Annotated in this window: 18 protein-coding genes and 1 pseudogene; 7 read left to right on the forward strand and 12 right to left on the reverse strand. The window is 64.9% G+C overall.

Annotated features, from left to right (window positions below):
• Positions 1-99: 99 nt before the first annotated feature.
• Complete coding sequence (locus KK137_RS03705; protein WP_214534682.1) at positions 100-2400, reverse strand: ATP-dependent helicase; 2301 nt, start codon at positions 2398-2400, stop codon at positions 100-102.
• Between the two features lie 118 nt (positions 2401-2518).
• Between KK137_RS03705 and KK137_RS03710 the strand changes: the two genes are divergently transcribed.
• Entirely contained in the window at positions 2519-2794 is a 276-nt protein-coding gene (locus KK137_RS03710; RefSeq protein ID WP_214534683.1) for a hypothetical protein, read from the forward strand.
• Between the two features lie 89 nt (positions 2795-2883).
• Complete coding sequence (locus KK137_RS03715) at positions 2884-4122, forward strand: MFS transporter (RefSeq protein WP_338027965.1); 1239 nt, start codon at positions 2884-2886, stop codon at positions 4120-4122.
• Here the strand turns inward: KK137_RS03715 and rsmD are convergent.
• Together rsmD and KK137_RS03725 are read right to left on the reverse strand one after the other, a co-directional pair.
• Positions 4088-4642, reverse strand: coding sequence for a 16S rRNA (guanine(966)-N(2))-methyltransferase RsmD (gene rsmD, locus KK137_RS03720; protein WP_214534685.1), 555 nt, complete (start codon positions 4640-4642; stop codon positions 4088-4090). The two genes, KK137_RS03715 and rsmD, sit on opposite strands and share 35 nt — an antisense overlap.
• Positions 4643-4788: 146 nt before the next feature.
• Positions 4789-5538, reverse strand: a pseudogene (locus KK137_RS03725) (pseudouridine synthase); the annotation flags it as partial.
• A 178-nt stretch (positions 5539-5716) separates the two neighbouring features.
• Here KK137_RS03725 and KK137_RS03730 point away from each other — a divergent pair.
• Both KK137_RS03730 and KK137_RS03735 read left to right on the forward strand, forming a co-directional pair.
• Positions 5717-7045, forward strand: coding sequence for an AmpG family muropeptide MFS transporter (locus KK137_RS03730; RefSeq protein WP_420829321.1), 1329 nt, complete (start codon positions 5717-5719; stop codon positions 7043-7045).
• A 42-nt stretch (positions 7046-7087) separates the two neighbouring features.
• Positions 7088-7426 (forward strand): PilZ domain-containing protein, encoded by a 339-nt coding sequence (locus KK137_RS03735; protein WP_214534687.1) that lies wholly within the window; start codon positions 7088-7090, stop codon positions 7424-7426.
• Between the two features lie 7 nt (positions 7427-7433).
• Here the strand turns inward: KK137_RS03735 and KK137_RS03740 are convergent, their stop codons facing one another.
• Genes KK137_RS03740 through trpB form a run of 4 tightly spaced genes read right to left on the reverse strand, consistent with a single transcriptional unit; the run spans position 7434 to position 11598 of the window.
• Positions 7434-8729 (reverse strand): bifunctional folylpolyglutamate synthase/dihydrofolate synthase, encoded by a 1296-nt coding sequence (locus tag KK137_RS03740; RefSeq protein ID WP_214534688.1) that lies wholly within the window; start codon positions 8727-8729, stop codon positions 7434-7436.
• 15 nt (positions 8730-8744) lie between these two features.
• Positions 8745-9596, reverse strand: a complete 852-nt coding sequence (gene accD, locus KK137_RS03745; RefSeq protein WP_214534689.1) for an acetyl-CoA carboxylase, carboxyltransferase subunit beta — start codon at positions 9594-9596, stop codon at positions 8745-8747.
• Entirely contained in the window at positions 9593-10387 is a 795-nt protein-coding gene (gene trpA / locus KK137_RS03750) for a tryptophan synthase subunit alpha (protein WP_214534690.1), read from the reverse strand. The genes accD and trpA overlap by 4 nt, the downstream gene beginning before the upstream one ends.
• The gene (trpB, locus tag KK137_RS03755; RefSeq protein ID WP_214534691.1) at positions 10384-11598 is read right to left on the reverse strand and encodes a tryptophan synthase subunit beta; all 1215 of its coding nucleotides are present in this window, start codon (positions 11596-11598) and stop codon (positions 10384-10386) included. Before trpB ends, trpA begins: the two co-directional genes overlap by 4 nt.
• 245 nt (positions 11599-11843) lie before the next feature.
• Here trpB and KK137_RS03760 point away from each other — a divergent pair, with 245 nt between their 5' ends.
• Positions 11844-12305, forward strand: a complete 462-nt coding sequence (locus tag KK137_RS03760; protein WP_214534692.1) for an outer membrane protein — start codon at positions 11844-11846, stop codon at positions 12303-12305.
• A gap of 54 nt (positions 12306-12359) precedes the next feature.
• On the opposite strand, the gene KK137_RS03765 is transcribed toward KK137_RS03760, so the two are convergent.
• The 4 genes from KK137_RS03765 to purB form a co-directional block, all read right to left on the reverse strand.
• On the reverse strand, positions 12360-12998 hold the full coding sequence (locus KK137_RS03765; RefSeq protein ID WP_214534693.1) for a phosphoribosylanthranilate isomerase: 639 nt from the start codon (positions 12996-12998) through the stop codon (positions 12360-12362).
• Between the two features lie 44 nt (positions 12999-13042).
• Entirely contained in the window at positions 13043-13717 is a 675-nt protein-coding gene (gene pyrF, locus KK137_RS03770) for an orotidine-5'-phosphate decarboxylase (RefSeq protein WP_214534694.1), read from the reverse strand.
• Positions 13714-14031 carry a DUF1049 domain-containing protein gene (locus KK137_RS03775; RefSeq protein ID WP_214534695.1) on the reverse strand — a complete coding sequence of 106 codons (318 nt, stop codon included), beginning with the start codon at positions 14029-14031 and terminating at the stop codon, positions 13714-13716. Before KK137_RS03775 ends, pyrF begins: the two co-directional genes overlap by 4 nt.
• A gap of 65 nt (positions 14032-14096) precedes the next feature.
• Entirely contained in the window at positions 14097-15407 is a 1311-nt protein-coding gene (gene purB / locus KK137_RS03780; RefSeq protein WP_214534696.1) for an adenylosuccinate lyase, read from the reverse strand.
• 231 nt (positions 15408-15638) lie between these two features.
• Here purB and KK137_RS03785 point away from each other — a divergent pair, with 231 nt between their 5' ends.
• Positions 15639-18347, forward strand: coding sequence for a DUF3857 domain-containing protein (locus tag KK137_RS03785; protein ID WP_214534697.1), 2709 nt, complete (start codon positions 15639-15641; stop codon positions 18345-18347).
• Here the strand turns inward: KK137_RS03785 and radC are convergent.
• On the reverse strand, positions 18344-19030 hold the full coding sequence (radC, locus tag KK137_RS03790; RefSeq protein ID WP_250893570.1) for a RadC family protein: 687 nt from the start codon (positions 19028-19030) through the stop codon (positions 18344-18346). The two genes, KK137_RS03785 and radC, sit on opposite strands and share 4 nt — an antisense overlap.
• An 85-nt stretch (positions 19031-19115) precedes the next feature.
• Here radC and KK137_RS03795 point away from each other — a divergent pair, with 85 nt between their 5' ends.
• Positions 19116-22328: an intermembrane phospholipid transport YdbH family protein gene (locus KK137_RS03795; protein ID WP_214534699.1), complete on the forward strand. Its 3213-nt coding sequence runs from the start codon at positions 19116-19118 to the stop codon at positions 22326-22328.
• Positions 22329-22345: the final 17 nt, after the last annotated feature.

Raw genomic sequence — 22345 nt, forward strand, 5'->3', positions numbered from 1 at the left:
GCTTGGGAGAGGGAAGAGCCCCGTCAGACGCGGCGGGGCAGGGTCTTTCAAGGTCTCGCCAATCACCCTCACCCAACTCTTTCCCAAGGGGAGAGGGCTTCAGGCGGGTTTGACGAAGCTGTCGATCACCCGCTTGCGGCCGCTGGCTTCGAATTCGATCTCCAGCTTGTTGCCTTCCTGGTCGACCACTTCGCCGTAGCCGAACTTGTCGTGGAACACGCGCGCGCCGATCGCGATGTCGGTCCGGGGCTTGGCAGCGAAACTGGCCGCGCTGCGCCCCGGTTCCGGCAGACGCTTGGGCAAGCGGTCATATCCCGTCGAAAGCGCGCGCTGCCAGCCAGGGCCGCGTGCCTGGCTCCGGTCCGGCCGCGCCTCGCTGACATGGGCAAAGGGATCGTCCTGCTCGCTCCAGTTCGCTCGCCATAGCGAGGCGCCGCCGGTGAGTGTGGTTTCCTGCACGATGTGGTCGGCGGGAAGCTCGGCAATGAACCGTGAAGGTATTGAACTGGTCCACTGCCCGTAAATGCGCCGGTTCGCGGCGTGCAAGATGGTGCAGCGACGGCGGGCGCGGGTGATGGCCACGTAAGCCAGGCGACGTTCCTCTTCGAGCGAGGCCAGCCCCCCTTCGTCGAGCGCGCGCTGGCTTGGGAACACGCCTTCCTCCCACCCGGGCAGGAAGACCTGGTCGAATTCCAGACCCTTGGCTGCGTGAATGGTCATGATGGTGACCTTTTCGGTCTCGTCCGCCGCGTCATTGTCCATCACCAGGCTGACGTGTTCGAGGAAATCGCCGAGGGTCTCGTATTCCTCCATCGCTCGGGCGAGTTCCACGAGGTTGTCCTGCCGCCCCGCGCTTTCCGAGGTACGCTCTGCCTTGAGCATGGCGTCATAGCCGCTTTCCTCCAGCACGCGGCGGAGCAGTTCGGCGGGGGTCACCTGCTGGGCCAGTTCCCGCCAGCTCAGGAACAAGGACATCAGCCCGGCAATCGTCCCCCGCGCGCGCGCGGGAAGTTCGTCGCTGTCGGCTATCTCCAGGGCGGCGGCGGCGAGCGGAATGTTCTGCCGGCGAGCATGCTGGTGCATCTTTTCCAGTGCCTTGGCGCCCAGACCGCGCTTCGGCTGGTTGTGAATGCGTTCGAATGCCAGATCGTCAGCGGGTTGGGCGATGACCCGAAGGTAGGCGAGGGCATCGCGGATTTCAGCCCGCTCGTAGAACCGGAAGCCGCCGACAATCCGATAGTTCAGGCCGATCTGGATGAAGCGATCTTCGAACTCACGCGTCTGATATTGCGCGCGCACGAGTATCGCCATGCCTTCCAACGGGGCGCCTTCCCGTTCCAGCCGCTCGATTTCCTCGCCCAGGCGGCGGGCTTCTTCCGGGGCATCCCAAACGCCGATCACGCGGACCTTTTCCCCGCCACCGCGCTCGGTCCACAATGTCTTGCCCAGCCGCGAGCTGTTGGCTTCGATCAGGCCGCTGGCCGCCGCGAGGATCTGCGGCGTCGAACGGTAGTTCTGCTCCAGCCGAATAACCGCGGCACCTGGAAAATCCTTTTCAAACCGCAGGATATTGGCGACTTCTGCGCCGCGCCATGAATAGATAGACTGGTCGTCGTCCCCCACCACGCAGATGTTCTTGCGGGTCTGGGCGAGCAAGCGCAGCCAAAGGTACTGGACCGCGTTGGTGTCCTGGTATTCGTCCACCATCACGTACTTGAAGCGTTGCTGGTAGCTCTCGAGAATGTCCCGCTCGCGCCGAAATACGTTGAGCATATGGAGGAGCAAGTCGCCGAAGTCGCAGGCGTTGAGCGCCTTTAGCCGTGCCTGGTACAGCGCGTACATCTTCTGGCCTTTGCCGTTGGCGTAGGCCTCGTTCTCCACCGCATCGAGGTCCTCGGGATTGAGGCCCCGATTCTTCCAGCGGTCGATCAACCCGGCGAGTTGGCGTGCGGGCCAGCGCTTTTCGTCGAGGTCGTTTTCCCCGATGAGCTGTTTCAGCAGGCGCAACTGATCATCGGTGTCGATAATTGTGTAGTTGCTTTGCAGCCCGACCAGCTCGGCGTGGCGGCGGAGCATTTTCGCACCGATCGAGTGGAAGGTGCCGAGCCACGGCATGCCCTCCACCGCATCACCGATGAGCTGGCCGACGCGATGGCGCATCTCGCGGGCGGCCTTGTTGGTGAATGTCACGCACAGAATTTCGCTCGGCCAGGCGCGGCGGGTGCGGATGAGGTAGGCGAGGCGCGTGGTGAGCGCAGCGGTCTTGCCAGTCCCCGCGCCCGCCAACATCAGCACTGGCCCTTCTGTGGTGAGGACCGCCTGCTTCTGCGGCGCGTTCAACCCGTCGAGCCAAGCTGGAGCTTCGACAGGGTCAGTGGCGGGGAGGGGGGTATCGGTCACCGCGAACAACTAGGGAACGGAGGCGACGGGCGCAACCCGGCGAAACGCGGTCTTTCAAGGCGGAACTTGATCTATGTTTGTCCGTTGTCCCGGCGTCCTGCTGCAACGGAGATGAATTATGCGCGTCATACTTGTAGCCAGCACTGTCGTTTTGTCCCTGATCGCCGTCGCCCAGCCCGCGCTTGCCCAGGGCCAGTCGACCAAGCCAAAAGCGGAGGTCGTTGAGCGCGACGCCCGTGGAAAGGCGATCAAGGTCAAGATCGGCGACACGGTCTACGACGTATGCCGCGAGGGTAAGTATGACAGCTGTATCAACCCGCGCGAAGCCGGGCTCGCCTTCGGCAATGTCCCGCTCGATACCTGGCCAAAAAGCCGGTCGAACCCGCAGAACTGAGCGGTCCGATCTTGACTTGATGCCGCTTCCGCCCCAGCCCGCCGGCAGGGGGAAGGAACGTGTCATCACCGCTTAAAACACATCGTAGAGTGCTTGCTGCCTCGCTCGTCGGTACGGCGGTCGAGTTCTATGATTTCTATGTTTATGCCACGGCCGCGGCGCTCGTGTTCGGTCAGCTGTTCTTCCCTGCCGAAAGCACCGCGGCCCAACAGATGTTCAGCTTCATGAGCTTCGGCCTCGCCTTCGTGGCGCGACCGGTCGGGGCGATTGCGTTCGGCCATTTCGGCGACCGGTTGGGCCGAAAGTCGACTTTGGTCGGCTCGCTCCTGCTCATGGGCGCCTCGACGCTGCTGATCGCTTTCCTGCCGACTTATGCCATGGTCGGCTGGGTCGCGCCGCTGCTGCTGTGCATCTTGCGTTTCGGGCAGGGCTTTGGCCTGGGCGGAGAGTGGGGCGGGGCGACGCTGCTGGCGGTCGAGAACGCACCCAAGGGCTGGGAAGCGCGCTTTGGTTCGGCGCCGCAGCTTGGGGCGCCGGTGGGGTTCCTGGCGGCGAACGGGCTGTTCCTGCTGCTCGGGCTCGGTCTGTCCGATCAGGCCTTCACCGCCTGGGGGTGGCGCGTGCCGTTCCTGCTCAGCGCGGTTCTGGTGGTGATCGGCCTGTGGGTGCGGTTAAGCATCGGCGAAACACCCGCCTTCAAGGAAGCGCTGGAGAAAGCCCCGCCGCCCAAGGTACCGCTCGGCATGGTTCTCCGTCACCATTGGGGCTCCGTCCTGGCGGCGAGCGCGGGCGTCGTCTCGGCCTTCGCGATCTTCTACCTCGCGACTGCCTTTACGCTTAGCCACATGACGCTGGAGCGTGGCGCGGAGCGGGAGGTTATTCTGGGCCTGCAACTCGGGGCCAACCTTTTCCTCGCGCTCGGCATCGTCCTCGCGGCAGTCGGATCTGACCGGTACGGATCGGGCAAGATGCTCGGTTGGGGCGCTGCGGCGACGATCGTGCTGGGGGCTGTTTTCGGCCAAGTCCTCACCGAGGGGTCGTTGCCATTGCTGTTCGTGACGATTGCCGCGGCCTTGCTGGTGATGGGTTTCGTCTACGGTCCGCTCGGCGGCTGGATGCCGGCGTTGTTTCCCGTAACGGTGCGCTACACGGGGATGTCGATCGCCTTTAACGCAGGCGGCATCGTCGGCGGGGCTGTGGCGCCCATCGCGGCTCAGAACCTGAGCGCGGACGGAGCCACCCCCTTGATCGGGCTGCTGCTGAGCGTTGCCGGCCTTATGACCCTGGCGGGCGTTATCCTTGCGCGGCCGGTAGGCGCAGAAGCGTAAGCTTCGCCTTCCCGACCTTGCGTTCGCTTTCGATCTCGAGCGACTTGACCTGAACCTTCTCGTCCTGCGCGGTTTCGAGTGCGATCCAGGTGACTTCGCCGATCCAGCCGAGCCGGAACAACTTGTCGAGCGCCACGGCGCCCGCGCCGCTGTGGTAAGGCGGGTCGAGCAGGAGCAGGTCCACCGGAGCCTTGGCCGGACCGACCTGAAGCACCGAGGTGGCGCGCACGTCGCACTGCGGCTGAGCCCGCAACGCTGCGATATTGGCGCGCAAGGCGCGGATCGCGGCCGGCTCGTGCTCGACGAACAGGCAGGTCGCGGCGCCTCGTGACAAGGCCTCGAGGCCGAGTGCGCCCGAGCCCGCGAACATGTCGGCTACCGAGAGGCCTTCGAAGCTGCCAAGCCTGCTGAGCAGCATCGCGAAGAGCGTTTCGCGTGTTCGGTCGGCCGTCGGGCGCGTGTCATCGCCCGGCGGCGCTTTGAGCAGGCGGCGCCGCCATTCACCGGCGATGATCCTCACTTCGGCCCTCCGCGCGAGGGGGGGCGGGTCCGCGAGCGCTGTCGCGATGGACCGGTGTCAGGTGAGCCACCGGGCCTGCGAGGTGGCTTGGGCCCATCGCTATCATTGGCCGAGGAGCGGCTGGCTTCAGTGCGGGCAGGCGAGCCCTGCTTGAGCGAGCTCCGGAAACGCTCCAATTCTTCCTTCCGAACTTCGACCGTGGCACCCTTGGCGAGGTCGCCCAGCGAAAAGGGGCCATAAGCCGTGCGGATCAGGCGAGAGACCTTGAGGCCGAGATGTTCGAGCACCCGGCGGACTTCGCGGTTCTTGCCTTCGGTCAGCGTGAGCTCGACCCACTGGTTGCGGCCGGTGCGGCGCTCCAGGTTGGCGTCGATGGGGCCGTAGCGGACGCCCTCGATCTCGATGCCGTCCATCAGGTCTTCGAGCTGGCTTTGCGAGATGTCCCCGAACGTGCGCGCCCGATAGGTGCGCGGTACGCCCGTCGCCGGAAGCTCCAACTGGCGCTTGAACCCACCATCGTTCGTGAGCAGCAGCAGCCCCTCTGTATTTAGGTCCAGCCGGCCGATTGGCATCATCCGAGGCGTCCCTTTAGGAAGCGCGTTACGCAAGGCGGCGTAGATCGTCGGCCGTCCGGCCGGATCGCGCTCGGCGGTGATCAGGCCTTCGGGCTTGTGAAAGCGGAACAGCCGCGTCGGCTCGGCCCGGGCAACCGGATTGCCGTCAACCGTAATCCCGCGCAGGCTCTCCAGAACCGTGGCGGGCGTTTCGATGACCACCCCGTCCTTGGCGATACGGCGGTCGGCGATCATGCGTTCGATCTCGCGGCGGCTGGCTACGCCCGCACGGGCGAGCAGCTTGGCGATTCTCTCGCCATCGGGGTTCCAGGGGTCGGCCATGGGGGCGCCATAGCGGCGAAGGCTCCAGGCTCCAAATCCTCCGGGCAGGGAGGATTAAGGGGAAGCCGACCAAAAGCCTGTTTATCACCGGTTAGCGAGGGCTTCCCCTAAGCCCAAACCGCGCTACGGTCTGGGCCTTGTTGAGAGGGAGGACCCAGTGGCGGAAGCCGTAGACCAAATCGCGCCACCCGAAGGGCGTTCGCTCGGGAGGTCGATCCTGCCTTACCTGGAGAAGGAGTCGCTCGCCGCCTTCTTCCTTGGCATCTCTTCGGGCTTTCCCTTCGCGATGATCGCCGCCACCCTGACGACGCGTCTGGCACAGAGTGGCATCGACAAGTCCACCATCACCGCCTTCACGCTCGCCTTCCTGGTCTACAACCTGAAGCCGCTATGGGCCTGGGTCGTCGACGGCGTTCACATTCCGATCCTTGGCCGCCTGGGACAGCGTGTCTCGTGGATGGTGCTGGCCGGCACCGCGGTGATTGCCGCCGTGATCAACCTCGCGCTCGTCGATCCTGCGCAGAGTATAGCTGCCACTGCCACTGCGGCGGTCCTGGTCGGGCTTGCGGGGGCGACTTTCGACATCGTGATCGACGCCTACCGGATCGAGACGCTGCAACCCTATCAGCTCGGCGTGGGTTCGGGCATGAGCCAGTATGGCTGGCGCATCGGTTCCGCCGGTGCCGCCTCGCTCGCGCTGGTGGTCGCGGCGCGTTACGGCTGGAGCGCAGCCTATATTGCCTGCGCCGGGCTGGCGCTTCCGGCGATGATCACCGCCTTGGTCCTCGGTGAGCCGAAGCGCCGCCGAGTAGCTGTTGCCAGGAAGGGCTTTGCCGAAATCTGGGCCTCTATCGTCGGCCCGTTCGTGGAGTTTTTCCAACGCCGCGGGGCGCTGCTCGTGATCCTGTTCATCCTGTTGCACAAGATCGGCGACACCCTGGGTCAACTGGTCCTGAGGTTGCTGCTCGACGACCTGGGCTACAGCAACGACGAGATTGCACTCTATGACGTCGGCGTGGGATTCTGGGCCTATCTGGTCGGCATCTTCGTCGGCGGTGTCCTTTACGCCAAGATGGGCATGAAGCGGTCCGTCTTGCTTGCGCTAATCCTGATGGGTGTTTCGAACGCCAGCTACGCCGCGCTTGCCGCCGCCGGGCATTCGGGCGTGGGCTTGGCTCTTACCCAGGGATTCGAGAACTTCGCCAGCGGCATTGGCGGTGTCGTTATCGTCGCCTATTTCTCGGCGCTGTGCGACTTGCGCTTCACCGCTGCGCAGTACGCGCTGATCTCCGCCGCGACCAGCATAGTGGGCCGGGTGCTGACTGGCACCACCGCCGGCGCCTTGGTGGAATCGATGGGCTATGTGAACTTCTACTTGCTTACCACGGTCGCGGCCTTGCCCGGCATCCTGCTGTTCTGGTGGATGATGCGGGCCGGATTGGTCGATTCGGCCATCGGCACAGCGGGTTCGGTCGGCGAAGGGGATGCGCGCGCCGACGCGGGTTGAGGCTTAACACGACGATAACCCGCGCATGTCACTGTGTCCGGCATGGCCAGGCTCAATGTCTTTGGCGGCGCGGACCCGCGCCGTACGCACTCGCGTCTCGGGGTGGATTTCGTCGCTCGTCTTAAGACCGTCAGCGGGTTGCAGGAAGTGCGCCTTCTCGACCTTTCACGGGGCGGGGCGCACTTCGTCCTGAGCCGGCCCGAAAAGGTGCGCGACGGCATTCTCACCTGGCTGCAGTACGAGGCGTTCGGCGGAGCCGTGTGGCAGAAGGGCGATCGCGTCGGCCTGGAGTTCGATCGGCCCCTGCCGCTTCCCTACCTCGTGGAAACTCGCAAGCTGGCGCCGTCCGTGGTGCGCGAGGAATCGATGGCCGAGGGTTAGTCGGGGGTTAGTCGGGAATCTCGTCGTTCGCCGCCAGGACTTTGCCCGCGAGGTAGAGCGATCCTGCGATCAGGACGGGCAGGCCGTCATTCGGCAGGCTTTGCAACGCCGTCGCCACGTCTGGCGCCCAGTTCGCGCGGCCCCCGTAAGCCGCCTCGCCGTGGGAATCGCTGCCGTCGATCGGGACCGCGGTGACGCTGGCCAGCTTGCCTTCCAGCGGATCGATGATCGTCTGCGGATAGCGATTGGCCAGCATGCCGATGATCAGATGGAGCCTTTGCCCGGCGAAGTGGCGGCCAATGGCGAGGCCAGCGTCGGCGTTGTGACCGCCATCAAGCCAGACCTCACGGTTCGGGGTGAGCGCGGTGAGGGGGCCTTGCGCAAGCAACTGCAGGCGTGCCGGCCAGCGAGCCGAGCGGATGCCTTCGGCCATCGCCTCGGCAGAGACTTCGACCTTATCCTGATGGCGGATCATGGCGACCGCCAGGGCGGCGTTGTCGCCCTGGTGCTTCCCGGGCAGCTGCGGGAGAGGGAGTGAGAGCGTGCCGCGGCTATCGCTGTACTCGATGGTGTCGCCGACCTGCGCCGACCACTCGTGGTCGCGCCGAAACAGCGGGGCACCTGCCAGGCCTGCAATGCGCCCGATTTCGGCTTCAAGTGGCCCGGCATAGCTTTGCGTGACCAAGGGCGATCCGGCGCGGGCGATGCCGGACTTCTCGAACGCGATGCGCACCATCGGTTCGGTGGGCACGCCCTCTTCGGGCACCAGCAGGAAGGCTTCGTGGTCGATGCCCAGCGTGGCGATGCCGCAGGCCGCGGGCTGTTCCATGACGTTGGTCGCGTCGAACCGGCCGCCCAGGCCGACCTCGATCACGCAGGCGTCAGCGGGATGGCGGGCGAAAGCCAGGAAGGTGGCGGCGGTGGTCACCTCGAAGAAGCTGGGGCCGAGGCCCTCGCCGATATCGAGCACTTCCTTGAGCAGCGAGGCGAGTTCCTCGTCCGAGACCAGCTTCCCGGCGATGCGGATGCGCTCGTTGTAGCGCACCAGATGCGGCTTGATCGCCGAATGGACCGTGAGGCCCTGGGCCTCCATGATCGAGCGCAGGTAGGCGCAGGTCGAGCCTTTGCCGTTGGTCCCGGCAACGTGGAACACCGGCGGCAAGCGCTTCTGCGGATCGCCAAGAAAAGCCAGCAGCTCGCGAATGACCTCAAGGCCAAGGCGGCCCTGGGGCAACGACAGCGCGGCCAGGCGGTCAAGCTGAGCCTGGACCGCCGGATTTTCGGAGGCTGCAAAGTCTTTCATGGCGACGGTTTGGGGTCAGGCGGCGGCTTCGGCCGGGGCCAGGTAATCGATAAGGTTGGCCAGGGTCGCGCGCAGCTGGTGGCGGTTGACGACCATGTCGACCATGCCGTGCTTGTGCAGGTACTCGGCGCGCTGGAATCCTTCGGGGAGTTGCGCGCGGATCGTGTCCTGGATCACGCGTTGGCCGGCAAAGCCGATCAGCGCGCCGGGCTCCGCAATGTGGACGTCGCCCAACATGGCATAGCTGGCGGTGACGCCGCCGGTCGTGGGATCGGACAGCACGACGATGTACGGCAGGCCCGCTTCCTTGAGCCGCCGTGTCATCACCGTCGCCTTGGGCATCTGCATCAGGCTGAGAATGCCTTCCTGCATCCGGGCGCCGCCCGCAGCCGTGACAACGACGTAGGCACAACGCTCTTGCAGAGCCTTGGCCGCAGCCGCGCAAAAGGCATCGCCCACGGCCATGCCCATCGAGCCCGCCATGAAGCCAAAGTCCTGCACCCCGACGACAGCGGGCAATCCTTCGATCCGGCCAAAGGCGGCCGTGAAGGCATCATTGTGCGGGTTGGCCGCGCGCGCTGCCTTCAAGCGATCGGAATAGCGTTTGGTGTCGCGGAACTTGAGCGGATCCTCGCGCACTTGCGGCGCAGGTAGCAGCTCGAAGCCTTCATCCAGCAGCTGGCCGAGCCGGGCGTCCGCGCCGATGCGACCGTGATATTCGCAGCGCGGGCAGACATAGAGGTTCGCCTCATACTCTTTGCTGAAGAGCATGTCGTGACAACGCGGGCACTTGACCCACAGGTTGTCGGGCGTTTCGCGCTTGTTGCTGAAGGGCAGCGCATTGCGGACGCGGGTTAACCAGCTCATGCGGCCTCCCTTGCCGCCGAATGGACCGCGGCTGCAAGCTCTGATGTCAATCGACGGACGTGTTCGGGGGCGTTTTCCCCATGCTCGCCGATCAGCTCGACGAGTGCGGAGCCGACCACGACGCCATCGGCAACGCGCGCGATGGCCGCGGCTTGCTCAGGTGTGCGAACTCCGAAGCCGACGACGACTGGCAGGTCGGTCGCGTGCTTGAGGCGGGCAACGTTCTCTTCGATCGAGCCCAGCGCGGCCTGCTGCTTGCCGGTAATTCCGGCGACCGACACGTAGTAGATGAAGCCCGACGAACCCTCGAGCACGGCTGGAAGACGCTTGGCATCGGTTGTGGGGGTGGCGAGGCGGATCATCGACACGCCTTTCTCGCGCAGGGCCGGGCCGAGAGCATCGTCTTCCTCTGGCGGAATGTCGACGCAGATCACGCCATCGACGCCGCAGCCATGACACTCGCCCGCGAACCATTCCGGCCCGCGGCGGACCATGGGGTTGGCGTAGCCCATCAGCACCAGCGGCACGTCAGGGTGACGTTCGCGGAACTCGTCGGCGATCATCAGCACTTCACGCGTATTCGTCCCCTTGCCGAGGCTGCGCAAGTTGGCCGCCTGGATCGCGGGGCCGTCGGCCATCGGATCGGTGAAGGGCATGCCGAGCTCGATCACGTCGGCGCCACCTTCGACCAATGCATCGAGGTTGGCGGCGGTGTCGCCGTCACCCGCTGTGATGAAGCAAACGAGCGCGGGACGGCCCTTGGCGAAGGCGGAGGTGAGGCGCGCGGTCACAGCTTGACCCCCAGATGCTCGGCCACGGTGAAGATGTCCTTGTCGCCTCGTCCCGAGACGTTGACCAGGATCCGTTGATCCTTGCGGTATTCCTTCGCCAGCTTGGGCAGCGCGGCAAGGGCGTGAGAGCTCTCAAGAGCGGGAATGATCCCCTCCAGCTTGCAGCATAGCTGGAACGCCTCCAGCGCCTCGTTGTCGGTGATCGGCAGGTACTTCACCCGGCCGCTTTCATGCAGCCAGGAGTGTTCTGGCCCGATGCCCGGATAGTCGAGCCCGGCGCTGATCGAGTGCGCTTCGGTGATCTGACCGTCCTCGTCCTGTAGCAGGTAGGTCTTGTTGCCGTGCAGGATACCGGGGAAGCCGCCTGTCAGGCTGGCGGCGTGCTCGCCGCTCTCGATCCCATGACCGGCGGCTTCGACGCCGATCATGGCGACCTCGGGGTCGTCGAGGAACGGGTGGAACAGGCCGATCGCGTTCGAGCCGCCACCCACCGCAGCGATCAGCAAGTCGGGCAGGACCCCGGTACGCTTGAGCATCTGCTCGCGCGCCTCGCGGCCGATCACGCTCTGGAAGTCGCGGACCAGCTCCGGATAGGGGTGCGGACCGGCGGCGGTGCCGATGATGTAGAACGTGTCGTGGACGTTCGCGACCCAGTCGCGCAACGCCTCGTTCATCGCGTCTTTGAGCGTCTTGGCGCCGCTTTCGACCGGGACAACCTCGGCGCCGAGCAGCTTCATGCGGAACACGTTGGGCTGCTGCCGGGCGACGTCGGTCGAGCCCATGTAGATGACGCAGGGCAGGCCGAACCGCGCGCAGACCGTGGCGGTAGCAACGCCATGCTGGCCGGCGCCGGTTTCAGCGATGATCCGTGTCTTGCCCATACGGATGGCGAGCAGGATCTGGCCGATGCAGTTGTTGATCTTGTGCGCACCGGTGTGGTTCAGCTCCTCGCGCTTGAACCAGATTTCCGCGCCGCCGAAGTGCTCCGTCAGCCGCTCTGCGAAATAGAGCGGACTTGGGCGGCCGACGTAATGTTCGAGCAGGTCTTCGAACTGCGCCTTGAACGCCGGGTCGGCCTTGGCCGCCCGGTATTCACTCTCCAGGTCGAGGATCAGCGGCATCAGCGTCTCGGCGACATAGCGTCCGCCGAACTGCCCGAAATGCCCGCGCTCGTCAGGCTGGTTGCGGAAGGAGTTGGGTTGATTGGTCATGATTGACCCGTCGCTTGGCAGAGCCAATCCGCCTTGTCCAGAAACAGCGTGCAGAGGGTGGATACGGCAACATTGCCACACTGCTGATGCTTAAGGGCAACATATTCTAACAAACTGGAATCGCCTCGGTTTTCCAAATGGCTTTCGGCTGGCGGGTCGCTAGAGGGCCGCTCCGCCGCCATGGGGTGCGGCATACCGGTGGGGCGGCACAACAGTGCAACGTCCCGCTCGAAGGAGAAAAATAAGTGAAGATTCAAGTTGCCCTGTTCGCCGCTGCTGCCGCTCTGGTCGCCGCCACTCCGGCTGCCGCCAACGAGTTCCGCGTTGAAGCGCGTGGTGGCCTGACGTTCGGCGAAAACCAGAGCAATGAAGCCATGGTCGGCGCTGCCGCCGGCTACGACTACGACATCAGCGAGGGCGCGTTCATCGGTCTCGAAGGATCGGTCGACAAGGTTCTCGTCGACGGTTCGGGCGTCGTCCTCGGCGGCACCGCCCGCCTCGGCATGAAGGAAGGCAACGCCAAGTTCTTCGTCGACGGCGGCTACAGCTACCTGACCTGCGACTTCTGCACCGATGCAGTCCACGTCGGTCTGGGTGTTGAGCAGCCGCTGTCGGGCAACGTCTACGGCAAGGTCGGCTACCGTCACTTCTTCTTTGAAGGCACCGACTCGAACGTGGTCGCCGCAGGCGTCGGCATGCGTTTCTGATCTCTTAGATCAAAGAAACTTCGGGGGGCGGTCCGCTTGCGGGCCGCCCCTTCTTCATGCGCCTTGGGCTGCACGGCAAAAGGCCGCGATCTTGGCCAGATCCTTGACCCCCGGCGCGCTTTCGAGCCCGGACGAGGCGTCAACCAGGGGAGCGCCCGTCAGGCGGATGGCATCGGCGACGTTGTCCGGGCCCAGACCGCCCGCGAGGCCCCATGCCATTTCGTGCTTGAAGCCACCCAGCAAGGACCAGTCGAAGGCCAGACCCTGGCCACCGGGAAGCTTTTTTGCGGGGGCATCGTAAAGCACCATGTCGGCCACATCACGGTAGCGTTGTGCCCGCTCCAGGCTGCCGGCATCGCTGACACCGATCGCTTTCCACAAAGCCAGGCCGCGGCTGTACTGACGCACCAGCGAGAGCCATTCCGGCGCCTCGCGGCCGTGGAACTGGACGACGTCCGGGCGCACGGCCTGGACGGCCTCGACCAGCGCCTGCGGCTGGGTATCGACCAGCAGCAACACCACTTTCACTTCCACCGGGACGCGAGCGCGCAACGCGGCCGCCTGTTCCAACGTGACATGGCGCGGGCTCGGTTCGTAGTGGACGAGACCGATGTGCGTCGCTCGCGCGGCAACGGCCGCATCGATCGTCTCGGGCGTCGAAAGCCCGCAAATCTTGATCTGGGGTTCAGGCATGCGAGCGCCCTAGGACAACGGAGCCGAGTCCGAAAGAGGTGAGGTCAGAGCGTGGCCGCGATGGACCTTGCCGCTGCCACGGGATCTTCGGCCCGGCTGATCGGGCGTCCGATCACCAGCACGCTCGCGCCGTCGTCCCGCGCCTGCCGAGGGGTGACCACGCGCTTCTGGTCGCCCGTGCCGCTACCGGCGGGGCGCAGGCCGGGGACGACGAAGAAGCCGTCCCGCCATTGCCGATGCACCGCGTCGACCTCTTGTCCCGAGCACACGATCCCGTCGAGACCGGCGACTTCGGCCAGCTCGGCCAGGCGCAGCACCTGATCGTGCGGGCTGCCGTCGACGCCCATTCGCTTGAGGTCACGCTCGTCCAGACTGGTCAGCATCGTCACCGCCACGACTTTGGTGTTGGCGGACGCCGCGGCCTTCGCATCCTCCATCATGGCCCGTCCGCCACTGGCATGAATGGTCACGATGGCAGGTTCGAGGACATGGATCGCCTGCATCGCACCCGCGACGGTGTTGGGAATGTCGTGCAGCTTGAGGTCGAGAAAGATCGGTAGGCCGACATGGGCAATCTCGTGCACGCCGTGATGGCCGTGGGCGCAGAAGAACTCCAGCCCCAGCTTGAGTCCGCCGACGTGATCCTTGACCTTTTCGGCCAGCGCGCGCGCCGCATCGAGCTGCGGCAGGTCGAGCGCGAGATAAATGGGGTTGCTCACGGGGCTAACGACTTATTCTCGTCTTCGACGACCGGTTCGGCGACAGGCGGTGGTGGGGTGGAAGTCATCGCGGCAGTCTTGGCGGCGTTTTCCAGCGAAGTGATCCGCCGCTGATAGTTCCAGGTACTGGCGCGATGAAGCAGCCACATGGGGACAAAGCCAATCAGGAAGGAAACCACCACTAGAGCGGGTATCTTCGTTTCGACGACCAGGTTTTCCCAGATCTTGACGACTATCGGGTCCCAGTTGTTGATCGAGAAGATCAACAGGGCGACTACCAGCAAGACCCACACTATCGTGCGAACGATTTTCATGCCCACGCTCCTTCGCTGCTCGTTGGCCTAATGCGAATGAGCCGGGAAGGGAAGTCCACTACCAATCAACCGAACACCCGCTCGAAGATTCGGTCGACTTGCTTGAAGTGATAATCGAGGTCGAATTTCTCTTCGAGTTCGCTGGCGGAAAGGGCGGACGAAACTTCAGGATCGGCCTTCAGCAGTTCGAGCAGCGAAAGCTCGCCATCCGATTCCCACACCTTCATGGCGTTACGCTGAACCAGGCGATAGGCGTCGTCCCGGCTCAGTCCGGCCTGGGTCAGGGCCAGGAGCACACGCTGCGAATGGACCAAGCCGCCCATGCGATCTAGGTTCTTCTGCATCCGTTCCGGGTAGACCAGAAGCTTGTCGACCACGCTGGTGAGACGGGCGAGGGCGAAGTCGAGCGTAATCGTCGCGTCGGGCCCGATGAAACGCTCGACCGACGAATGTGAAATATCCCGCTCGTGCCACAGCGCGACGTTTTCCATCGCCGGCGTAACGGCGCCGCGGACCACGCGGGCGAGGCCGGTGAGGTTCTCGGTCAGGACCGGATTGCGCTTGTGCGGCATCGCACTCGAGCCCTTTTGCCCGGGCGAGAAATACTCCTCCGCCTCGAGCACTTCGGTGCGCTGCAGGTGGCGAACTTCGATCGCTACGCGTTCGATCGAGCTGGCGATGACGCCCAGCGTGGCGAAGAACATCGCGTGCCTGTCGCGCGGGATGACCTGCGTCGAAATCGGCTCCGGAGCGAGGCCGAGCCGTTCCGCCACGTGCTCTTCAACAGCCGGCGCGATATTGGCGAAGGTGCCGACGGCGCCGCTGACTGCGCAAGTCGCGATCTCGGCGCGGGCCGCTTCCAGGCGCGTGCGGCAGCGGCTGAATTCGGCGTAGGCCTGGGCCAGCTTGAGGCCGAACGTCACCGGTTCCGCATGAATGCCGTGGCTGCGCCCGATGGTGGGGGTGTACTTGTGCTCTTCGGCGCGGCGCTTGAGCGCGGCCAAGAGCAGGTCGATATCTTCGAGCAGGATGTCGGACGCTCGCGCCAGTTGCACCGCCAGCGTGGTGTCGAGCACGTCGGAGCTCGTCATGCCTTGGTGCATGAAGCGCGCTTCGGGCCCGACTTGCTCTGCCACCCAGTCGAGGAAGGCAATCACGTCGTGCTTGAGAATCGCTTCCTTGGCGTCGATCGCCTCGACATCGATCTTCGGGTTGGTCTTCCACCAGTCCCACAGCGCGGTGGCCGCACTTTCGGGCACCACGCCGAGTTCGCCGAGCTTCTCGGTCGCATGGGCCTCGATCTCGAACCAGATGCGGTAGCGTGCTTCGGGCTCCCAGATCGCGGTCATGGCGGGGCGGGCGTAGCGGGGGACCATCTTCAACTCCGAATACTAGCTTTACCGCGCGGCTAAGCCGCGACTGTCGGAATGGCAAGGGTAAGGGCCCACCCCAATTGCATTCGGACCGGCGCCATGGTGATATCGCCGCGAATCCGTCCTCGGAGAGGGCGTAGGGGGAACATGCGATACGTGACTGGGCGAAGTGTAGCTGGCTTGCTGGTTTTGACGGCTTTGGCGTGGGGAAATCCCGCGCTCGCTGGACAAGAGGTGCTCTATGAGCCCGCGCCCGCCTGGGTCGTCGAAGCGAGTCTGCCCGAAGTCCGGCCCGGCCCGCCGCTCCTGATTTTCGATGACCAGAGGCGGATCGACGAGGGACGGCTGTGGACTTACGCCGACCGTGCGGTGCGGATCGACAATCCCCAGATGCTAACCGCAATCGGCACGATCCAAGCCGGATGGTTGCCGGACAAGGGTGATCTGATCGTCCACCGCGTGTCGATCGTCCGTAACGGGTCGGTTATCGACGTGCTGGGCCAGGGCGCCAAGTTCGAGATCTTACGGCGCGAACGCCAGCTGGAGCAGCGGATGATTGACGGTTCGCGGACCGCCACCCTGGCCGTTCCCGGCTTGCGGGTGGGTGACGTGCTGCGTGTCAGCTATACCATCAGCCTGTCCGACCAGGCGCTCGACAAGGAAGTCCAGGCAACGGCCGTGCTTCCCTCCGCGCCGACCGAAGCGAAGTTTGGCCGGGTCAGGATGTCCTGGCCAGCTGATGCCGATATCAAATGGACGGCGACGCAGAGCGTCTCCGTGCCTGAACCCGTCGTGCGAGACGGGTTCGCCACCCTGGAACTGAAGGTGCCGCTGGCCGAAGCGCCGCCGATGCCGGACGACGCTCCGCTCCGCTATCGCATGCCGCCGTTGCTGCAGGTCGGCACGTTTGCCGATTGGCCGGAGGTCAGCCGCGTGATGGCGCCCCTGTTCGCGACCGAGGGAACGATCGCTCCTGGCAGCCCGATCGCCCGAGAAGTCGAACGGATCGAGGCCGCCCATGCGCGGCCGCTGGAGCGGGCCGTGGCCGCCTTGAGGGTGGTTCAGGACGAGATTGCCTACATGCTCAACGGCATGGAGGGCGGAAACTACATCCCGCAGTCGCCGCAACAGACCTGGGACATGCGCTACGGCGACTGCAAGGCCAAGACGCTGCTGTTGCTCGCCATGCTGCGCGAGATGGGGATCGACGCGGAGGCAGTCACCGTTTCCTCGTCGATAGGCGACGCGATCCCGGGCATGCTGCCCATGCCCGGCGCGTTCGATCATGTCATCGTGCACGCCGTGATCGATGGCGAGGATTTCTGGCTGGACGGCACCAACTACGGGGCGAGCATGGATGTCGTGCGGGAGGTTCCCGACTTCCACTACGCCTTGCCGCTGCGTTTGGCGGGAGCCGACCTGATGCCGATGCTGCAGCGGCCGCAGCAGGCCTATGACCAGGTCGGCAAGATCACCTTCGATCATCGCGCGGGCCTCGACGTGCCGGCTTTGTTCGAGGCCGAATGGACACTCACCGGAGGCAACGCCGCGCGGTATCGCGCGGTGATCGGGCAGACGGCGGATGACCAGACGCAGCATTACATCCAGGACTTCGCTCGCGGAGAGTTGGGTGACGGTCAGGTCTATGACGGCCAGTTGACCTATGACGAAGCCAGCAACACGGCGACGATCAGGGTGAAGGGCCTGATGACGTCTCCCTGGGAATGGGACCGCGGCGTCGGCACCCGTAAGTTCGGGCTGGCGACCCAGTCGGTTCAATTCCGCCCCGATCGCGCCCGCGCTGCCTGGCGGGATATTCCGGTGGCGGTGCCCGGTCCTTATTCCGAGGACAACGAGATAACCGTGCTCCTGCCGGAGAGCGCCAAGCCTTATGCTATCGAAGGCAAGCCATCATTCGATGCCGAGATCGCGAAGATCCGCCTCCACCGCGCGGCAGCGCTGGCCGGTGGCCGCCTGACCATTTCCGATCGCGCGTCGTGGCCGGGCGGGGAGATCGCGCCTGCGGAGGTCGCCGCCGAGCGACAGAAGGCCGCGCGCTTTGGCAATTCGCAGCTTGTGCTGCGGGCGCCTGCCGATGCCCAGCGCCGTTATGAGGCCGCGTCACGCCAGGACCGCAAGCGGTTCACCCCGATCGAGGCCGCTTATGCCAGGCTGATCGAACGTGAGCCCGACGATCTCGACATCTACCGCGGCAGGGCGCAGTTCCGCGCCGCGACATGGGATTGGCAAGGCGCCATGGCCGATCTCGACACGGTGATCGACCGCGAAGGAAACGCCGACGATTATCTCATGCGCGCCGCCTTGCGCACGGAAGCGGGGACACTCGAAGACGCGCTGGCCGATGCGGAAAAGGCGTGGGAACTCGAACCGTCGCTGACGGCGGCTTTCGCGTTGGCCGACATCCTGCCCTATTTTGACCGAGCGGACGAGGCGATCTCAATGCTTGAGGAGCAGGCGGGCAACGCCGAACAGCAGCGCGCCATCGCGATGGCGGTCAGCGAGCTCGAAGCCCAGTTGGGCCGCAAGGAAGAAGGTCTCGACCGTATCGACGACCTTCTGGCCCAGCGGCCCAACGACCCCGACATGCTCAACGCCAAGTGCTGGTATCAGGCCACGTGGAATTTCCGTGCCGAGGAACTGGCGGACTTGTGCACCCAGGCGGTCGAGAAGGCGGTGTTCTCGCCACCCGTGCTCGATAGCCGGGCCATGGGTTACTATCGCCTGGGTCGCTACGCCGACGCGCTAAAGGACCTCGAGGCCGCTTTGGCAGTCAGTCCGGAACTCGCGCCTGCGCTGTTCATGCGCGGCGTGGTCAAGCGCGAGATGGGTAACCGTGAGGGGGAAAATGACATTCGCGAGGCGCTCGCCCGGCAGCCTTCGCTCGAGCGTCTCTATGCGCGTTACGGGATCAAGGCTGGCTAGATCAGGCCCTTGGCCCGCAAGGAAGCGTGGCCATCGCGGCCTATGATCAGGTGATCGTGGACGACTATGCCGAGGTGGCGCCCCGCCTCGGCGATCTTTTGGGTCAACAGGATGTCCGCGCGGCTCGGCTCCGGGTTTCCGCTGGGGTGGTTATGCACGAGGATCAGCGCGGCCGCTCCGATGTCGAGGCCACGGCGGATCACCTCGCGCGGATGGACCGAAGCTTCGTCGAGCGAACCGTCGCCCACATGGTGGTCGAGAATCAGCCGATTCTGCGTGTTGAGATAGAGCACCCGGACGCGCTCGACCGTCAGGTGCGCCATGTCGATGGTCAGGTAGTCGAGCAGCGCCTGCCAGCTTCCCAGCACCGGCTTCTCGCGCACTTCGCTTCGGGCCATGCGCCGCGCGATCAGGGCGACGATCTTGAGCGCCCCGGCGCCGACGTCGCTGATACCCTTGACCTGCTTGAGCGCGCTGGGTTCAGCATCAAGCACCGCCGCCAGCGAGCCGAACCGGGCGAGCAGATCCTTGGCAATCGGCTTGGTGTCGACGCGAGGGAGGGCGGTGAACAGCAGGTACTCAAGCACCTCGTAATCGGCGAGCGCTTCGGCTCCGCCATCGAGCAGCCGCTGCCGCAATCGAGCGCGATGCCCGGCACTGTCGTGCGGTGCTTTCGCCTTCAAATCAGTCTCTTCGCCGGACAAATGCAACCCTCATGCGAGCTTCCTGCATTGCCTTTGCGAAGGCTTGCGCGCAAGTGTGCCGGCAATGGCGACGCAAGCCGAGATTGAAGACCCGATATCCGAGCGCCCGCGTCGCCGCGTCGGCTGCTGGGTGCTGCTCGCCTTGGCGGCGCTACTTTCTCTCGGCGTTTTGATCGCGTGGATCAGCCGCGAGGACCTGGCTGACAGCCTGATATCCAGCGAACTGGCGAAGCGCGGCATCCAGGCGACCTACGAGATAGAAAGCATCAGCGGGCACCGCGAAGTGCTTCGCAACGTCGTCGTGGGCGATCCGAAGCGTCCAGACCTCACCATCGAGCGTGCGGAAGTAACGATCGGCTACGGCCTGTGGCTACCGCGTATCGAGAGCGTCCGGGTGGTTCGGCCCCGTCTGTTCGGCACCTACATCGACGGCAAGCTCAGCTTCGGCGCGCTTGATCCGCTGCTGTTCGAAGGCGAAAAACGCGCCTTTGAGTTTCCCGACATGCGTCTGACCTTGATCGATGGGCGGGCCTTGATCGAAGGGGATTATGGTCCTGTCGGGCTCAAGCTCGACGGCAAGGGCCACCTTCAGGGCGGCTTTAAGGGAGAACTCGGCGCTATGGCTCCGAGGCTCGCCGTTCCGGGATGCAGCCCGGTGCGCGCCACATTGTATGGCACCGTTGCGATCGAAGGTCGGCGTCCGGCGTTCAAGGGCCCGCTTCGATTGGGAGCGGTCTCTTGTCCGGATCAGCAGCTGCAATTGGCTCGTGCCGGATTCCAGGTCGATGTTCGGGCTGACGAGGCGTTTCAGGTGTTCGAGGGGCAACTGGGCCTCGATGTCGGCGCGACGCGTTTTGCGGCGACCCAGCTCTCAGGGCTCACGGGGACGAGTCGCTTCACCTGGCGCGACAACGGCCTGACCGCCCGTTACGAATTGGCCGGAAGCGGTCTCGCCTCGAGTCAGGCCGTCGCCGCGCGGCTCGAACTCGACGGCTCGCTGAGAGCCCGGAGAAACTTCGAGCGGATCGAGATCGAGACCCAGGTCGACGGCAGTGGCGTGGGTCTCGGGAGCGGGCTCGACGGCACCTTGGCCGATGCCGCGAAATCGGCCGGAGACACTCTCCTGGGTCCGCTGGTCGAACAGGTAAGGCGCCAACTCGCAAGCCACCAAGGCGGCAACCGGCTGGTCGCCGATGTGACGGTCCGCCGCACCGGCGATCGCACCAGCGTCGTCGTTCCCGACGCTTACTTGCGAGGCAGGGACGGGGCTACGTTGCTGTCGCTCTCCCGCTTCCAGTACGCGACCGGCGGCACCGAGGCCGTGCGGCTAGCTGGGAACTTCTCTACGGGTGGCGCGGGATTTCCCCGCATCGCCGGGCGGATGGAGCAGGACCCCAAGGGGGGCTTCGAACTGCGCCTCAGCATGGCCGAATACGCGGTGGGTTCGTCGCGGCTGGCGATCCCGCAACTAGCCCTGACGCGCAGGCAAAACGGCACTGTCGGTTTCGCCGGACAGATCATCGCGAGCGGCGCGCTTCCCGGAGGGCGGGCGGAGAGGTTGCTCATGCCGGTTTCGGGCAACTGGAGCCCCTCGGCAGGGCTCGCCTTGTGGCATGATTGTACGGAGCTTCGGTTCGAAGCCCTGCAGGTCGCCAACCTCACGTTCGGCCGCCATCGTCTCACCCTCTGCCCGGCGCGGGGCACGCCGATCGTTCGCTTCGGGAGCGGCGGGTTGCGTGTTGCTGCGGGCGCCCCCTCGCTGCAACTTGCGGGGCGGCTGGGAGAGACCCCGATCTCGATACGCTCCGGAGCCATCGGCTTTGCCTACCCCGGCGCGATATCGGCGAAGCAGGTGTTGGTGTCGCTCGGACCGGCCGCCACGGCCTCAACTTTCGCGATCAGCGATCTCTCGGCTCAGGTCGACAAGGATATCGCGGGCAAGTTCACCGGTGCCGATATTCGGCTTAGTGCGGTCCAACTCGACCTTCTCGGAGCGGAAGGAAACTGGCGCTATGCCGATGGGCGCATGACCATCGGCGATGCCCGGTTCCAATTGGTCGATCGGATCAATCCCGCGCGGTTCGAACCGTTGTCGGCTGAAGAAGCGGGTCTGGCGCTAATCGACAACCGCATCACCGCCGAGACTGTGCTGCGCGAACCGAAGAGCGGCCGCGAAGTGGCCCGGGTGGACCTCGTCCATAACCTGAACTCGGGCCGCGGCAACGCTGAATTGGCGGTGGTGGGACTGGTCTTCGACAGCGCGTTGCAGCCGCTCGATCTTACTCGCCGGGCCGAAGGCGTCATTGCCCTCGCGAAAGGCACTGTCACCGGGACCGGCCGGATCGACTGGGACGAGCAAGGCATCACCAGCAGCGGTCGGTTCACGAGCGAATCTCTCGATTTCGCGGCGGCATTCGGTCCGGTGAAAGGGGCGTCGGGCACGGTGGAGTTCACCGATCTCCTGGGCCTGACCACGGCGCCCAGCCAGAGCATCAGGGTCGCCTCGATCAACCCGGGGATCGAGATCAACGACGGGGAAATCCGGTTCGCCCTTCACAATGGGGAGATCCTCGGCGTCGAGGGCGGATCATGGCCCTTCCTGGGCGGGACGCTGAGGCTCCAACCAGTCGAAATCCGTTTCGGCGTTCCCGAGGAGCGGCGCTACGTGCTCGAGATCGAAGGCCTTGATGCCAGCCGCTTCGTGGAGCGTATGGAGCTCAACAACATGGCGGCCACCGGGACCTTTGACGGTACGGTGCCTCTGGTGTTCGATACCCTGGGCAACGGCCGTGTGGAGGGCGGACTGCTGACCTCCCGGCCACCGGGCGGCAACGTCTCCTACGTTGGCGAGCTCACTTACGAGGATCTTGGCGCGGTTGCGAATCTTGCCTTCGATGCGCTCCGTTCCCTGGATTACCGCCAGATGCGAGTGCAGATGGATGGCTCGCTGACCGGCGAAATCGTCACTCGCGTGCGGCTCGACGGCGTGAGCCAGGGAGTGGGAGCCAAGAAGAATCTCATCACCAATGCCATCGCCGGGCTGCCGATCAGGGTGGACGTCAACATTCGCGCGCCCTTCTATCAACTGATCGGAGTCTCGCGCTCTCTCTACGACCCAGCGGCCATTCGCGATCCGCGGGAAATCGGCCTGATCGATGCCCAGGGCAAACCGATCGAGCCCCGGAGCAACGGCACGCCGTCCGTTCCGGAGCCGCCAAAAGACCCAATCGCAGATGAAGCTGTCATTCAGCGCCGCGAAAGCGAGGAAATGCCATGAGAATTGCGAAATTGACC

It is taken from the genome of Croceibacterium selenioxidans, assembly GCF_018599195.1.
In the GTDB taxonomy this organism is placed as follows: domain Bacteria; phylum Pseudomonadota; class Alphaproteobacteria; order Sphingomonadales; family Sphingomonadaceae; genus Croceibacterium_A; species Croceibacterium_A selenioxidans.